16 protein-coding genes are annotated in these 14,188 nt (G+C 63.2%); 12 read left to right on the top strand and 4 right to left on the bottom strand.

Annotation, left to right across the window (positions count from 1 at the left end):
• Positions 1-277: 277 nt before the first annotated feature.
• The 12 genes from rpoE (at position 278) to pdxJ (ending at position 10,847) form a co-directional block, all read left to right on the top strand.
• Positions 278-862 carry an RNA polymerase sigma factor RpoE gene (rpoE, locus tag CTR55_RS07285; RefSeq protein ID WP_017516654.1) on the top strand — a complete coding sequence of 195 codons (585 nt, stop codon included), beginning with the start codon at positions 278-280 and terminating at the stop codon, positions 860-862.
• A gap of 31 nt (positions 863-893) precedes the next feature.
• Complete coding sequence (locus CTR55_RS07290) at positions 894-1,478, top strand: RseA family anti-sigma factor (RefSeq protein WP_296285249.1); 585 nt, start codon at positions 894-896, stop codon at positions 1,476-1,478.
• Between the two features lie 21 nt (positions 1,479-1,499).
• Positions 1,500-2,444 carry a MucB/RseB C-terminal domain-containing protein gene (locus CTR55_RS07295; protein WP_296285250.1) on the top strand — a complete coding sequence of 315 codons (945 nt, stop codon included), beginning with the start codon at positions 1,500-1,502 and terminating at the stop codon, positions 2,442-2,444.
• Entirely contained in the window at positions 2,441-2,911 is a 471-nt protein-coding gene (locus CTR55_RS07300) for a SoxR reducing system RseC family protein (RefSeq protein WP_296285251.1), read from the top strand. Before CTR55_RS07295 ends, CTR55_RS07300 begins: the two co-directional genes overlap by 4 nt.
• Before the next feature lie 36 nt (positions 2,912-2,947).
• Positions 2,948-4,369 carry a DegQ family serine endoprotease gene (locus CTR55_RS07305; protein ID WP_296285252.1) on the top strand — a complete coding sequence of 474 codons (1,422 nt, stop codon included), beginning with the start codon at positions 2,948-2,950 and terminating at the stop codon, positions 4,367-4,369.
• Positions 4,370-4,513: 144 nt separating this feature from the next.
• Positions 4,514-6,313: a translation elongation factor 4 gene (gene lepA / locus CTR55_RS07310; RefSeq protein WP_296285253.1), complete on the top strand. Its 1,800-nt coding sequence runs from the start codon at positions 4,514-4,516 to the stop codon at positions 6,311-6,313.
• A 5-nt stretch (positions 6,314-6,318) separates the two neighbouring features.
• Entirely contained in the window at positions 6,319-7,173 is an 855-nt protein-coding gene (gene lepB, locus CTR55_RS07315; protein ID WP_296285254.1) for a signal peptidase I, read from the top strand.
• A gap of 144 nt (positions 7,174-7,317) precedes the next feature.
• Positions 7,318-7,695, top strand: coding sequence for a DUF4845 domain-containing protein (locus tag CTR55_RS07320; RefSeq protein WP_296285255.1), 378 nt, complete (start codon positions 7,318-7,320; stop codon positions 7,693-7,695).
• A complete protein-coding gene (gene rnc, locus CTR55_RS07325) occupies positions 7,692-8,384 on the top strand; it encodes a ribonuclease III (protein ID WP_296285256.1) in 693 nt (230 codons plus the stop codon). The genes CTR55_RS07320 and rnc overlap by 4 nt, the downstream gene beginning before the upstream one ends.
• Positions 8,377-9,318, top strand: coding sequence for a GTPase Era (gene era, locus CTR55_RS07330; protein ID WP_296285257.1), 942 nt, complete (start codon positions 8,377-8,379; stop codon positions 9,316-9,318). The genes rnc and era overlap by 8 nt, the downstream gene beginning before the upstream one ends.
• 88 nt (positions 9,319-9,406) lie before the next feature.
• Positions 9,407-10,111 carry a DNA repair protein RecO gene (gene recO, locus CTR55_RS07335; protein WP_296285258.1) on the top strand — a complete coding sequence of 235 codons (705 nt, stop codon included), beginning with the start codon at positions 9,407-9,409 and terminating at the stop codon, positions 10,109-10,111.
• Entirely contained in the window at positions 10,104-10,847 is a 744-nt protein-coding gene (gene pdxJ / locus CTR55_RS07340) for a pyridoxine 5'-phosphate synthase (RefSeq protein ID WP_296285259.1), read from the top strand. The genes recO and pdxJ overlap by 8 nt, the downstream gene beginning before the upstream one ends.
• Positions 10,848-10,962: 115 nt before the next feature.
• Here pdxJ and cmoB read toward each other — a convergent pair whose 3' ends face one another.
• The 4 genes from cmoB to CTR55_RS07360 all read right to left on the bottom strand — a co-directional run bounded on the left by cmoB (position 10,963) and on the right by CTR55_RS07360 (position 14,188).
• Positions 10,963-11,931: a tRNA 5-methoxyuridine(34)/uridine 5-oxyacetic acid(34) synthase CmoB gene (gene cmoB, locus CTR55_RS07345; RefSeq protein WP_296285260.1), complete on the bottom strand. Its 969-nt coding sequence runs from the start codon at positions 11,929-11,931 to the stop codon at positions 10,963-10,965.
• Positions 11,928-12,668 (bottom strand): carboxy-S-adenosyl-L-methionine synthase CmoA, encoded by a 741-nt coding sequence (gene cmoA / locus CTR55_RS07350; RefSeq protein ID WP_296285261.1) that lies wholly within the window; start codon positions 12,666-12,668, stop codon positions 11,928-11,930. Before cmoA ends, cmoB begins: the two co-directional genes overlap by 4 nt.
• A 113-nt stretch (positions 12,669-12,781) precedes the next feature.
• Positions 12,782-13,354, bottom strand: a complete 573-nt coding sequence (locus tag CTR55_RS07355; RefSeq protein ID WP_296285262.1) for a hypothetical protein — start codon at positions 13,352-13,354, stop codon at positions 12,782-12,784.
• 87 nt (positions 13,355-13,441) lie between these two features.
• The gene (locus CTR55_RS07360) at positions 13,442-14,188 is read right to left on the bottom strand and encodes a transporter substrate-binding domain-containing protein (RefSeq protein ID WP_296285263.1); all 747 of its coding nucleotides are present in this window, start codon (positions 14,186-14,188) and stop codon (positions 13,442-13,444) included.

Here is a 14,188-nt window from a genome sequence, read left to right on the forward strand (position 1 = left end):
ATCACCGGAACTTTTTCAGGCGTTCCGGTTCAAACACGGAATACCCAATCTACTTTGCGCGCAGATTGACATTGCGCGGAAGGAGAGCGGGTGTTCCGCCCGGTACAGTTGAATTTGACGGGCTTCGGACGCATGTCGGGGTCCGATTGCCGCCAATGTGAAAAAACTGTGCGGCGCATGCTTGGAGGGGAGAACTTTTGCAAAAGACCCGAGTCTATCTTGGCAGGACGATTTACCAGGGTGCTCGAAGCTCCTCCAGGCTCGTAGAGGAGCATTCATGCTAACCCAGGAACAGGATCAGCAACTGGTTGAACGGGTACAGCGCGGAGACAAACGGGCTTTCGACCTGTTGGTATTGAAGTACCAGCACAAGATTCTGGGGCTCATCGTGCGTTTCGTGCACGACGCCCAGGAAGCCCAGGACGTTGCACAGGAAGCATTCATCAAGGCGTACCGCGCCTTGGGTAACTTCCGGGGTGACAGTGCCTTTTATACCTGGCTGTACCGTATCGCCATCAATACCGCGAAGAACCATCTGGTGGCGCGCGGTCGGCGGCCGCCGGACAGCGATGTCACGGCAGAGGATGCGGAGTTCTTCGACGGCGACCACGCCCTGAAGGACATCGAGTCGCCGGAAAGAGCCATGCTGCGGGATGAGATCGAGGAAACGGTCCATCGCACCATCCAGCAGTTGCCTGATGATTTGCGCACGGCTTTGACCCTGCGTGAGTTCGAAGGCCTGAGTTATGAAGATATCGCCACCGTGATGCAGTGTCCGGTGGGAACAGTCCGCTCACGGATCTTCCGTGCGCGGGAAGCGATCGACAAAGCTTTGCAGCCGTTGCTGCATGATGAAGTCTGATACAGCGGCAAAAGCCAAGAGAGGTACCGCTATGAGTCGTGAAGCCCTGCAGGAGTCGCTGTCCGCTGTTATGGATAACGAAGCGGATGAGCTGGAGCTGCGGCGTGTGCTGACAGCCTGCGGCGAGGACGCCGAATTGCGGGCCACCTGGTCCCGTTACCAGTTGGCCAGTGCAGTGATGCACCGCGAGCCGGCTATGCCCAAGCTGGACATCGCCGCCGCTGTGTCCGCCGCGCTGGCCGATGAGGCCGCACCGGCGCCGCGCAGCCGCAATCCGTGGCGCAACGTCGGTCGTCTGGCGGTTGCCGCTTCGGTGACCCTGGCCGTGCTGGCTGGTGTGCGCATGTACCATCAGGATGACAGTGTCGCCAACGGCCTTGCCCAGCAAGGCGCTACTCCGCAGATCGCCCTGCCGCAAGTGCAAGGCCCGGCGGTGCTGGCAGGCTACACTCAGGACGAGGCGCCGCAGGTGATCACCAATGCCCAGGGCGGGCAGACCACCTGGCACGAGCAGCGTCTTCCGGGTTACCTGCGTCAACACGCGCAGCAGTCCGCTGTCAGCGGCACCGATAGCGCTCTGCCTTACGCGCGCGCTGCGAGCCTGGAAAGCCGCTGATTTGCGACCTTAAGGAGCGACATGCGCGCGACGACAGCACTGTTGTTCTTCCTTGGCGGTCTGCTGGCATTGCCAGTCCAGGCCGCCGATGCGTTGGACTGGATCAAGCGCCTCTCCGAGGCTGATCAGAAACAGAACTTCCAGGGCACCTTCATCTACGAGCGCAGTGGCGCCTTCACCACCCACGATGTCTGGCATCGGGTGGAGAGCGACGGCTCGGTGCGCGAACATCTGGTCCAGGTCGACGGGCCGCGTCAGGAGGTGGTGCGCATCAACGGCGCCACTCAGTGCGTGGGCGGCGGTATGTCGGGTCAGGTATCGACCAGTGAGATGTGGCCGGCACGCAAACTCAACCCGACCGAACTGGCCTCCTGGTATGACATTCGCGTCGCTGGGGAGTCACGTATTGCCGATCGTTCTGCGGTGGTCCTGGCCGTGATCCCGCGCGACCAGCATCGCTACGGTTTCGAGCTGCATCTGGACAAGGAGACCGGCCTGCCGCTCAAGTCCCTGTTGCTCAACGACAAGGGTCAGATCATCGAGCGCCTGCAGTTCACCCGTGTCGACATGGCGGCGCCGGATGACGGCGAGTTGCAGCCGACTGCGGCCTGCAAGCCGGTCAAGGAAACCAAGGTTGCCGAGGTGAAGACCAACTGGCATTCCGAATGGGTGCCGCCGGGCTTTACCCTGAACAGTACGCTGCAGGAGCGCAGCCCGGTCTCCAATGACCAGGTGCTGTGCCTCGCTTATGGCGACGGCCTGGCGCGTTTCTCGGTATTCCTCGAGCCGTTGCACGGTGCCAAGGTCGACGATGCCCGCACCCAGTTGGGCCCGACCACTGTGGTGTCGAGGCGGTTCGCCAGTGACGACGGCGGTACGATGGTGACCGTGGTTGGCGAGATACCCAGTGGCACGGCTGAACGTGTGGCGTTGTCCATGCGGCCAGCGGGAGCCCAGCCACAGTGATCGAAGAGTGGGGGAGGGTGATTGCGGTCGAGTCTGGAGCTTTCCAGGTCGAAACGCTACGTCGCTCCACCTGCTCAGGTTGTTCAGCCGGCGCCGGTTGCGGCCAGGGCCTTCTGGAGCGGCTCGGCGTTGCGCGAGAGCGCAGTCAGGTGCGCGCGCTGCCTTCGCGGCATTTGGCTTCACAGGAATTGGCGCCCGGCGACGAAGTCGTACTGGGCGTGGACGAACACCTTCTGCTGAAAAGTGCCCTGCTTTTCTATCTCTCCCCTATGCTGGGGCTGTTCGCGCTGGCGTTGCTGGCGTCGCGCCTTGATTTGGGAGAACCTCTTATCATCGTGGCCGGGCTGGCGGGTTTTCTGCTGGCCTGGCTGCTCGTGCGTCGCTACGCGCGGCGCCATTCGAATGATCCGGCGATGCAACCGGTTGTGCTGCGTGCGCTGGTCGGTGGGCCGCCCGGCCCTGTTTAGTGATCTTCCCAATCAACATCACGGGAGCTGTAGTCAATGCAAACCCTGAAACGCAGCATGGCTGCGCTGGTCGCCCTGCTGGCCCTGAGCCTGTCGGTCACCGCGCGGGCTGAACTACCGGACTTCACTCCGCTGGTCGAGAAGGCCTCGCCGGCGGTGGTCAACATCAGTACCACCCAGAAGCTTCCCGATCGCTCTAACGCGCAGATGGGCATTCCGGACCTCGATGGTCTGCCGCCGGGCCTGCGTGAATTCTTCGAGCGCAGCATTCCCCGCGGCCAGGGCCAGGCGCCCCGTGGTCAGCAGCGCGAGGCCCAATCCCTGGGCTCGGGCTTCATCATTTCCGATGATGGCTACATCCTCACCAACAACCACGTAGTGGCCGACGCTGACGAAATCCTCGTGCGCCTGTCCGATCGCAGTGAGCACAAGGCCAAGCTGGTCGGTGCCGACCCGCGTAGCGACGTGGCGGTACTGAAGATCGACGCCAAGGGCCTGCCGACGCTCAAGCTGGGCGACTCGGACAAGCTGAAGGTCGGCGAGTGGGTGCTGGCCATCGGTTCGCCGTTCGGCTTCGACCACTCGGTGACCGCCGGTATCGTCAGCGCCAAGGGCCGCAGCCTGCCGAACGAGAACTACGTGCCGTTCATCCAGACCGACGTGGCGATCAACCCGGGCAACTCCGGCGGCCCGCTGCTGAACCTGCAGGGCGAAGTGGTGGGTATCAACTCGCAGATCTTCACCCGTTCCGGCGGTTTCATGGGGCTTTCCTTCGCAATCCCGATCGATGTGGCGCTGAACGTCGCCGATCAGCTGAAAGCCGGCGGCAAGGTCAATCGCGGTTGGCTGGGCGTGGTGATCCAGGAAGTGAACAAGGATCTGGCCGAATCCTTCGGTCTCGACAAGCCGTCCGGCGCGCTGGTGGCGCAACTGGTGGAAGACGGCCCGGCGGCCAAGGGCGGCCTGCAGGTGGGTGATGTGATCCTGAGTCTGAACGGCCAGACCATCAACGAATCCGCCGATCTGCCGCACCTGGTGGGCAACATGAAACCGGGCGACAAGGCGGCTCTGGAAGTCATTCGCGACAACAAGCGCCAGACCCTCAATATGACCATCGGTAGCCTGCCGGACGACGACGATGCCGTCGCCGCCGTCGAGGGCAAGGGCGCCGAGCGCAGCAGCAACCGTATGGGCGTGACCGTGGCGGAACTGACCTCCGAGCAGCGCAAGTCCATGGACATCAAGGGCGGCGTGGTGATCAAGGAAGTGCAGGGTGGCCCGGCAGCCATGATCGGCCTGCGTCCGGGAGACGTCATCACTCACCTGAACAACCGTGCGGTGGATTCTTCGAAAACCTTCAGCGATATCGCCAAGGCGCTGCCCAAGGACCGTTCGATTTCCATGCGCGTGCTGCGCCAGGGACGTGCCAGCTTCATCACGTTCAAGCTGACCGAGTAAGGTCGGCGCACCAGAAAGGGCGGCTTCGGTCGCCCTTTTTCATGCCTGTGCCCGGCGCGGCGTGACGCGTCCGGCTGTATTCAGGTAAACTCCCCCGCTATTTTTCGGCGGACCGCCGCCTTCAGCCTTCCGAGTGTGTTCGCCGTGAGTGACCTGAGTCATATCCGCAATTTCTCCATCATCGCCCACATCGACCATGGCAAGTCGACGCTGGCAGACCGCTTCATCCAGATGTGCGGCGGCCTGTCCGATCGCGAGATGGAGGCCCAGGTACTGGACTCCATGGACCTGGAGCGCGAGCGCGGCATCACTATCAAAGCGCACAGCGTGACCCTTCACTACAAGGCGAAGGACGGCAAGACCTACCAGTTGAACTTCATCGATACCCCCGGCCACGTCGACTTCACCTACGAAGTCAGCCGTTCGCTGGCCGCCTGCGAAGGCGCGCTGCTGGTGGTCGATGCCGGCCAGGGCGTGGAAGCGCAGTCGGTCGCCAACTGCTACACCGCCATCGAGCAGGGCCTGGAAGTCATGCCCGTGCTGAACAAGATGGACCTGCCGCAGGCCGACCCGGACCGCGTTAAAGACGAGATCGAGAGCATCATCGGTATCGATGCCACCGACGCCGTGGCCTGCTCGGCCAAGAGCGGCATGGGCGTCGACGAGGTGCTGGAGCGCCTGGTTGCCACCATTCCCGCTCCGGAAGGCAATATCGATGCACCGCTGCAAGCGCTGATCATCGACTCCTGGTTCGACAACTACCTGGGCGTGGTCTCGCTGGTGCGTGTGAAACACGGCCGCGTCAAGAAAGGCGACAAGATCCTGGTGAAGTCCACCGGCAAGGTCCACCAGGTGGACAGCGTCGGCGTCTTCACCCCGAAGCACACCGAGACTCCGGACCTCAAGGCCGGCGAAGTGGGCTTCATCATCGCCGGCATCAAGGAGATTCTTGGTGCGCCGGTGGGCGATACCCTGACCCTGAACAGCACGCCCGACGTGGACGTGCTGCCGGGCTTCAAACGCATCAAGCCGCAGGTTTACGCCGGCCTGTTCCCGGTCAGTTCAGATGATTTCGAGGACTTCCGCGAAGCCCTGCAGAAGCTGACGCTGAACGACGCTGCGCTGCAATACGAGCCGGAAAGCTCCGAAGCCCTGGGTTTTGGCTTCCGCATCGGCTTCCTCGGCATGCTGCACATGGAGATCATCCAGGAGCGCCTGGAGCGCGAATACGACCTGGACCTGATCACCACCGCACCGACCGTGATCTTCGAGATCGTGCAGAAGAACGGCGAGATCATCTACGTCGACAACCCGTCCAAGCTGCCCGATATCTCGTCCATCGATGAAATGCGCGAGCCGATCTGCCGCGCCACCATCCTTGTGCCTCAGGAGCACCTGGGCAACGTCATTACCCTGTGCATCGAAAAGCGCGGCGTTCAGCGCGACATGCACTTCCTCAGCGGCCAGGTCCAGGTGATCTACGATATGCCGATGAACGAAGTGGTGCTGGACTTCTTCGATCGCCTGAAGTCCACCAGTCGTGGCTATGCTTCGCTGGACTACAGCTTCGATCGTTTCGAGCCGGCCAACCTGGTACGTCTCGATGTGCTGATCAACGGTGAGAAGGTTGACGCCCTCGCCCTGATCGTTCACCGCGATAACGCCCCGTACAAAGGGCGTCAGTTGGTGGAAAAGATGAAAGAACTGATTCCGCGGCAGATGTTCGACGTCGCGATTCAGGCGGCTATCGGTGGGCAGGTCATCGCCCGCTCGACGGTCAAGGCGCTCAGGAAGAACGTGCTGGCCAAGTGTTACGGTGGTGACGTGAGCCGTAAGCGCAAGCTGCTGGAGAAGCAGAAGGCTGGTAAGAAAAGGATGAAGCAGGTCGGTAGCGTGGAGATTCCGCAGGAAGCCTTCCTCGCCGTGCTCAAAGTGGACAGTTGAACCCTATGACCCTGAATTTCCCGCTGTTGCTGGTGATTGCCGTTGCTGTTTGCGGTGTTCTCGCCCTGGTGGATCTGGTGCTGTTCGCACCGCGCCGCCGGGCGGCCATTTCCGCCTATGAAGGCACGGTCGGCGAAGCCGACCCGGAAGTGCTGGAGAAGCTGAACAAGGAACCGATACTGGTCGAATACGGCAAGTCGTTCTTCCCGGTACTGTTCATCGTGTTGGTGCTGCGTTCGTTCCTGGTCGAGCCTTTCCAGATCCCGTCGGGCTCGATGAAGCCGACGCTGGAAGTGGGCGATTTCATCCTGGTGAACAAGTTTGCCTATGGCATCCGCCTGCCGGTGCTGGACACCAAGGTGATCCCGGTGGGAGACCCGCAACGTGGCGATGTCATGGTGTTCCGCTACCCCAGCGACCCGAACATCAACTACATCAAACGCGTCGTCGGCGTGCCGGGCGACACCATCCGTTACACCAGTGACAAGCGCCTGTACATCAACGACCAGCCGGTGGCCGAGTCGCTGGTAGGCGAGGAGCCGGGTACCCTGGGCAGCGTGACCCTGTACCAGGAGAAGCTTGGCGCTGCGGAGCACATGATCCGCAAGGAAATGACCCGTTTCCGCATCGAGCCGGGCAAGCAGTGGAAAGTCCCCGCAGAGCACTACTTCATGATGGGCGACAACCGCGACAACTCCAACGACAGCCGCTACTGGAACGACCCGAAGATCCCGAAGAATCTGCTGGGCATGGTTCCGGACCGCAATATCGTCGGCAAGGCGTTTGCGGTGTGGATGAGCTGGCCGGATCCGAAAATGCGCAATCTACCGAATTTCTCGCGAGTCGGTGTGATTCACTAAACTTGTGAGGCGCTCCAGGCCAACAGGGCTGGATCGGTGCTAGAAAAAAGGGCGGGGCTGCACGCGGGGAGCGAGGCAGCCCCGCTTCACTTGGACCCGCCGCGAATGGCGGGCAAATAAGAAAGATACCGACATGAGGTCGATATGACGTACGCACGTTCGCAGAAGGGAATGTCGTTGCTGGGTTGGCTGGTCGTGCTCGCTATCGTGGCGTTTCTCGCCAGCGCCGCGTTCAAGGTTATCCCGCATTACCTGGACTACTACGCCATCGAAAAGGCCATCACCTCGGTGGAAACCGATAAGGCGGCGGAAGTACGTACCGTTCCCGAGTTCTATGCTTATGTGAGCAAGGCGTTGACGATCAACGGGATACGAGATCTCAAACTGGACGATGCGCTGGACGTGAAGCTCGAGAACAACGAGTTCCGCGCCCACCTGAAATATGAAAAACGCGAGCCACTGGTGCAGAACATCGACCTGGTGGTCAAATTTGACAAAGAATTCCGTGTACGAATGCCGTGAGTAACAACAGCCTGGATCGACTCGAGCGCAAGCTTGGCTACACCTTCCGTGACCCGGACCTGATGGTCCTGGCGCTGACCCATCGCAGTTTCGCCGGGCGCAACAATGAGCGCCTGGAGTTCCTCGGTGACGCCATCCTCAACTTCGTCATTGGCGAAGCCCTGTTCACCCACTTCCCCCAGGCCCGCGAAGGCCAGCTGTCGCGTCTGCGTGCGCGTCTGGTGAAGGGTGAGACCCTGGCACTGCTGGCCCGCGGTTTCGAAATCGGGGATTACCTGCGACTGGGCTCGGGCGAGCTGAAGAGCGGCGGTTATCGCCGCGAGTCGATCCTGGCTGACGCCATGGAGGCGCTGATCGGCGCCATCTACCTGGACACCGGTATGGATTCCGCTCGCGAGCGGATCATGGGCTGGCTCGGCCCTCAGTTGCGCGAGCTGACCCCGGTGGATACCAACAAGGATCCCAAGACCCGCCTGCAGGAATTCCTGCAGTCCCGCGGGTGCGACCTGCCGCGCTACGACGTGGTGGATATCCAGGGTGAACCGCATTGCCGCACCTTCTTCGTCGAGTGCGAGGTTGCCCTGTTGAACGACAAGACCCACGGTCACGGCGGCAGTCGCCGCATTGCCGAGCAGGTGGCCGCCGCCGCCGCGCTGGCAGCCCTGGGCGTGGAGAATGGCCATGAGTGAGCACGAGCAAGACCAGCACGACCCATCCGAGCACGATGAAGCAGGAGCCGTTCGTTGCGGCTACGTCGCCATCGTCGGCCGCCCCAACGTCGGCAAGTCGACCCTGCTCAACCATATCCTCGGGCAGAAGCTGGCGATCACCTCGCGCAAGCCGCAGACCACCCGCCACACCCTGCTGGGCATCAAGACCGAGGGTGATGTGCAGGCCGTGTACGTCGACACCCCCGGCTTGCACAAGGACAACGACAAGGCGCTCAACCGCTACATGAACCGTTCGGCCAGCGCCGCGCTGAAGGACGTCGATGTGGTGATCTTCGTCGTCGACCGCAACCGCTGGACCGACGAAGACCAGATGGTCTACGACAAGGTGAAGTACGTGAGCTGCCCGGTTCTGCTGGCGGTGAACAAGGTCGATCGCATGGAAGACAAGGGTGAGCTGCTGCCGCACCTGCAGTGGTTGGCCGAGCAACTGCCCAACGCCGAAGTGGTGCCGATTTCCGCCCAGCACGGGCAGAATCTCGACGTACTGGAAGGCCTGGTCGCCGAGCGCCTGCCGCAGAACGAGCACTTCTTCCCCGAAGACCAGATCACTGACCGCAGCAGCCGTTTCCTTGCTGCCGAACTGGTGCGCGAGAAGATCATGCGCCAGCTGGGCGCCGAGCTGCCCTACCAGGTCACCGTGGAAATTGAAGAGTTCAAGCAGGACGGCCCGATCCTGCACATCCACGCACTGATCCTGGTGGAGCGTGATGGCCAGAAGAAAATCATCATCGGCGACAAGGGCGAGCGCATCAAAAGCATCGGCCAGAACGCCCGCAAGGACATGGAAGTGCTGTTCGACTCCAAGGTCATGCTCAACCTCTGGGTGAAAGTGAAGGGCGGCTGGTCCGACGACGAGCGCGCGCTGCGTTCGCTGGGCTACGGCGACCTCTGACCCCTGGCGCCCCGCGAGTCTTTGCGGGGCGTTCCCTTCGGGCGCCTGAGCGCGCCTACCTCCCGACTCCCACTCCAGGCGCAGCGCCATGAGCCTCGCTTCTACTGCCCAAGCCGCGTTCGTCCTGCACAGCCGTCCCTACAAGGAAACCAGCGCGCTGGTGGATTTCTTCACCCCGCAGGGGCGTTTGCGCGCAGTGCTGCGTGGTGCGCGGGGCAAGGCGGGGGCGCTGGCGCGGCCCTTCGTGCCGCTGGAAGCCGAATTCCGTGGGCGCAGCGACCTGAAGAATGTCGTGCGCCTGGAGCCCAACGGCATCCCCAATCTGCTCGGTGGCGAAGCGTTGTTCAGCGGCCTGTACCTGAACGAACTGATGGTCCGCCTGCTGCCGGCGGAAGACCCGCATCCCGCGCTGTTCGAGCACTACCGTGCGACCCTGCCGCTGCTGGCTGCCGGCAGTCCGCTGGAGCCCTTGCTGCGCTCCTTCGAATGGCGGCTGCTGGATGACCTGGGTTATGGTTTTTCCCTGGACACCGATATCGTTGGCCAGAGCGTGGCGCCCGACGGTCTCTACCGCCTGCTGCCCGACGCCGGTCTGGAGCCGGTTGGCAGCCTGCAACCGGGCCTGTTCCACGGCGCCGACCTTCTGGCCATGGCTGAGGCCGACTGGAGCGCTCCCGGCGCCCTGGCGGCGGCCAAGCGCCTGATGCGCCAGGCCCTGGCGCCCCATCTTGGCGGCCGACCGCTGGTCAGCCGCGAGCTCTTCATGAATCGCAAGGACAACTCCCGTGACTGAAGCCAACCGTATCCTGCTCGGCGTGAACATCGACCACGTTGCCACCCTGCGCCAGGCCCGCGGCACCCGTTATCCCGACCCGGTGAAAGCCGCGCTGGACGCCGAGGAAGCCGGCGCCGACGGCATCACCGTACACCTGCGCGAGGACCGCCGACACATTCAGGACCGCGACGTGCGGGTGCTGGCCGAAGTGCTGCAGACCCGTATGAACTTCGAGATGGGCGTCACTGAAGAGATGATGGCCTTCGCCGAGATCATTCGCCCGGCCCACGTCTGCCTGGTTCCGGAAACCCGCCAGGAACTGACCACCGAGGGTGGCCTGGACGTCGCCGGCCAGGAAGCGCGCATCCGCGAAGCGGTGCAGCGCCTGTCCGCCGCCGGCTGCGAAGTGTCGCTGTTCATCGACCCGGACCAACGCCAGATCGAAGCCTCCGCGCGCATCGGTGCGCCGGCCGTGGAGCTGCACACCGGTCGCTACGCCGACGCCCACAACCCGGCCGAAGGCGCCCATGAGCTGGCGCGCATCCGCGATGGTGTGGAGTTCGGTTTGTCCCATGGCCTGATCGTCAACGCCGGCCATGGCCTGCATTACCACAATGCCGAGCCGGTAGCGGCGATTGCCGGGATCAACGAGCTGAACATCGGCCACGCCATCGTCGCCCATGCGCTGTTCGTGGGGTTCAAGCAGGCGGTTGCCGAGATGAAAGCGCTGATCGTGGCGGCGGCGAACCGCTGATCGCCACCTGATTTGAAACCGTATGGCGCATAACCTGGAACGGGTTATCCGCCACCACGGCGGATAACGCCTTAGGCGTTATGCGCCCTACGTTCTGATTCGACCTGGGCAGCGCTCAGGGCTTGCGCGCTACCAGCGTGGCGCGCATGGGCGCCGGCAGGCCTTCGAGGGTGCGGCTGTGGTCGTCCGGGTCGAGGAAGTCCGGCAGCGACTGGTAGCGCATCCACTCGGTGGCGCGCTGTTCTTCCACCGAGGTGAGGCTGATGTCGACGCTGCGCACGTCGGTGAAGCCCGCGCGGCGCAGCCATAGCTCCAGCGCCGGCACCGACGGCAGGAACCACACGTTGCGCATCTGCGCGTAGCGGTCCTCGGGCACCAGCACGGTGTTCACGTCGCCTTCCACCACCAGCGTTTCCAGCACCAGTTCGCCGCCACGGCGCAGGCAGTCCTTGAGCGCCAGCAGGTGGTCGATGGGCGAGCGGCGATGGTAGAGCACGCCCATGGAGAACACCGTGTCGAAGCCTTCCAGGTTTGCCGGCAGGTCTTCCAGGGCGAAGGGCAGGTGCCAGGCCGGTAAGCCCGGCAGGTAGTGCTTCATGGCGAGGAACTGGCAGAAGAACAGCCAGTTTGGGTCGACGCCCACCACGCTGCGCGCGCCAGCGCCGAGCATGCGCCACTGGTAGTAGCCGTTGCCGCAGCCAACGTCGAGGACGCGCTTGCCCGCCAGGTCGATGTGCGGCGAGACGCGCTCCCATTTCCAGTCCGAGCGCCATTCGGTGTCGATGTGCACGCCGAACAGATTGAATGGCCCCTTGCGCCACGGGATCAGCCCTTGCAGGGCCAGCTTGAGTTGCGCGCGGGTGTCTTCGTCGCAGGCGCCTTCGAGGTTGAAGCGCTCGCGCAGTTCGACGGCGGCGGCTTGCAGCTGCGGCAGGCGATCCACCGCCGCCAGCCAGCGCTCCAGATCGCCGTGGCCATCGTCGACCTTGGCGGCCAGTTGCGTGGGCAGCGAAGTCGCCCAGGATTCCAGTGGCGTGCCGGCCAGTTCAAGGCGCAGGCGGTCGAGGTCGAAGCGTTCGATCATGGCAGGGCAATCAGAGAGGCGAAGTTGAGGCATTGGAACCAGGGCACGACCTTGGAAAAGCCGGCGGCCAGTAGGCGTTCGCGGTGGGTTTCCAGGGTGTCGGGGCGCATGACGTTCTCGATGGCGGTGCGCTTCTGGGCGATTTCCAGTTCGCTGTAGCCATTGGCGCGCTTGAAGTCGATGTGCAGGTCGGTGAGCAGTTCGTGCTCCTGCTCGTCGGCGAAGCGCAGTTTTTCCGAGAGGATCAGCGCGCCGCCTGGCAGCAGGTTGTTGTGCAGGCGAGTCAGGAGTTCCAGGCGTTGATCGGGAGCGATGAACTGCAGGGTGAAGTTCAGCGCGATCAGCGAGCAGGGCTTGAGGTCCAGCGTCAGGATGTCCGCCTCGATCAGCTCGACCGGCAGCAACTCCTGGTGCATGGCGTCCTGGGCGCGCAGGTATTCGCCGCAGCGTTCGATCATCGGTGCGGAGTTGTCGACGCCGATGACACGGCAGCCTTCGGTCTTTACATGGCGGCGCAGCGCCTGGGTCACGGCGCCCAGCGAGCAGCCGAGATCGTAGAGCACGCTGTTCGGGGCGGCGAAGCGCGCACCGAGCACGCCGATGTTCTCGACAATGGTGGGGTAGCCCGGCACCGATCGCTTGATCATGTCCGGGAAGACGCGCACCACGTCCTCGTTGAAGGTGAAGTCGGGAACCTGGGGGTGCGGCTGGGCGAAGATGCGGTCGGACTCGCTCACGCTGGATGGGGCCTCGTTGCACGGAACAGGCAGCAGGGCGCGGCGCGCCCGGTTTGCCGGGGCGCGCATTGTAGCCGAGGCGCGAGGTGTGCCCAACCGTTAGCGGACGAGGGTCACTTGAGCTGGTCGGAGAAGTATTCGCCGGCGCCCTGCAACGGGCCGAGAGGGTTCTTCTTGTCTTCCATGCGGCGGATGTTCGGCTCGCCGTTGCTGGTCTTGTGCACGACTACGTCGTCGATCAGCACGAACACCGGGCGGAACGACCAGCCTTGCACCTGGCGGCGCTTGCGGAAGTTGAAGATATCGGCCCAGAAGCTGCCCACGCGCTGGCTGTCGGTCTTGTTGAAGTCGAAGGCGTAGCCCACGCAGCGGTCCTTGGCCTGCAGACAGGTCACCAGGCCGTCGGGCAGGTAGTCGATGGGGATGTTGGGCTGCACGAAGAGCAGGCGCACGTCGATGAACGAGAGCATCTTGGCATTACCCTGGGACAGCGGATCGAAGCCCAGCGCGTAGAGCTGCGACTTGGTGGTCTTGCCAGCGTCGACCTGGTTGTAGCGGCTCTGTGCATCCTGGTAATCCAGGAATGGTGACTGCACTTCCGCGCGTTCGCTGGGCAACAGGCTGCCACAGGCCGAGAGAGTCAGGCAGGCTCCCAGCAACAACATCGAGCGAACTACTGCACGCATGGAGCTCCCCTTTTTCCCAGTCTCTTATGATTGATCTATAGCCGATGACAGAGGGCTCTGCCGGACTTTTCTCACGCCTTTGTAGGACTAGTCAACGGCGATGCCGTAACCCTGCATCAGCGGTTTCCACTGGTCGTTTCGGCGCAGTTCACGCAGGCCTTCGTCGAGGTCGGCCAGGCGCTCCTGCACGTCTTCCAGGCGTGGGTTCAGCGCGACGTACATGGGGCGTTTATCGGCGAGCTCACCGGCGGCTTGAACTCGCTCCGACAGGCCGTGGCGGTGCAGGTAGTGCTCGACGATCTGGCTGTCTTCGAGCAGCACCGTGATGCGCCCGAGCAGCAGTTTCTGGATGTTGCGCTCGAGTACCTTTTCGCCACTGAGCACCTGCACCTGCTCGTGATTCGCCAGGTGCTCATCACGCCAGGCGTCCAGCTCCTGGCCGTAGGAGTAGCCCTGGGCGAGCCCGATGGACTGGCTGCTCAATGAGGCCGGGCCGTTCCAGGTCCAGCGGTTGTCGTTGCGCACGTAGAAACGCAGGGTCACCCAGCCGATGGGTTCGTCGCCGATCAGCAGTTCCGCGGACTCTTCGCTGTAGGCGCCGATTACGCCGTCCACCAGCCCCTCGCGGGCCATCTGCAGCGCGCGCGGCCAGGGCAGGAGCTCGAACAGCGGTGGTTGCGGCAGCACCTGGCCGAGGGCTTCGAGGAGAAGACCGGGCTTGTCCGGATCGCCTGGGCAGAGGTAGGGGCACCAGTCGTCGCCGGCCAGGCGCAGGGGTTCGGCGCTGGCCAGCGCCGAACAGAGGAGCAGCAGCGGTGAAGCAATTCGCAGCAT

The sequence above is a fragment of the Pseudomonas sp. genome (genome assembly GCF_002796985.1).
In the GTDB taxonomy this organism is placed as follows: domain Bacteria; phylum Pseudomonadota; class Gammaproteobacteria; order Pseudomonadales; family Pseudomonadaceae; genus Pseudomonas.

Excerpts from the sequence above, each read along its gene's own strand:
- rpoE (WP_017516654.1), top strand. The coding sequence starts at position 278 with ATGCTAACCCAGGAACAGGATCAGCAACTGGTTGAACGGGTACAGCGC.
- CTR55_RS07290 (WP_296285249.1), top strand. The coding sequence starts at position 894 with ATGAGTCGTGAAGCCCTGCAGGAGTCGCTGTCCGCTGTTATGGATAAC.
- CTR55_RS07295 (WP_296285250.1), top strand. The coding sequence starts at position 1,500 with ATGCGCGCGACGACAGCACTGTTGTTCTTCCTTGGCGGTCTGCTGGCA.
- CTR55_RS07305 (WP_296285252.1), top strand. The coding sequence starts at position 2,948 with ATGCAAACCCTGAAACGCAGCATGGCTGCGCTGGTCGCCCTGCTGGCC.
- lepB (WP_296285254.1), top strand. The coding sequence starts at position 6,319 with ATGACCCTGAATTTCCCGCTGTTGCTGGTGATTGCCGTTGCTGTTTGC.
- CTR55_RS07320 (WP_296285255.1), top strand. The coding sequence starts at position 7,318 with ATGACGTACGCACGTTCGCAGAAGGGAATGTCGTTGCTGGGTTGGCTG.
- era (WP_296285257.1), top strand. The coding sequence starts at position 8,377 with ATGAGTGAGCACGAGCAAGACCAGCACGACCCATCCGAGCACGATGAA.
- recO (WP_296285258.1), top strand. The coding sequence starts at position 9,407 with ATGAGCCTCGCTTCTACTGCCCAAGCCGCGTTCGTCCTGCACAGCCGT.
- cmoB (WP_296285260.1), bottom strand. The coding sequence starts at position 11,931 with ATGATCGAACGCTTCGACCTCGACCGCCTGCGCCTTGAACTGGCCGGC.
- CTR55_RS07355 (WP_296285262.1), bottom strand. The coding sequence starts at position 13,354 with ATGCGTGCAGTAGTTCGCTCGATGTTGTTGCTGGGAGCCTGCCTGACT.
- CTR55_RS07360 (WP_296285263.1), bottom strand. The coding sequence starts at position 14,188 with ATGCTGCGAATTGCTTCACCGCTGCTGCTCCTCTGTTCGGCGCTGGCC.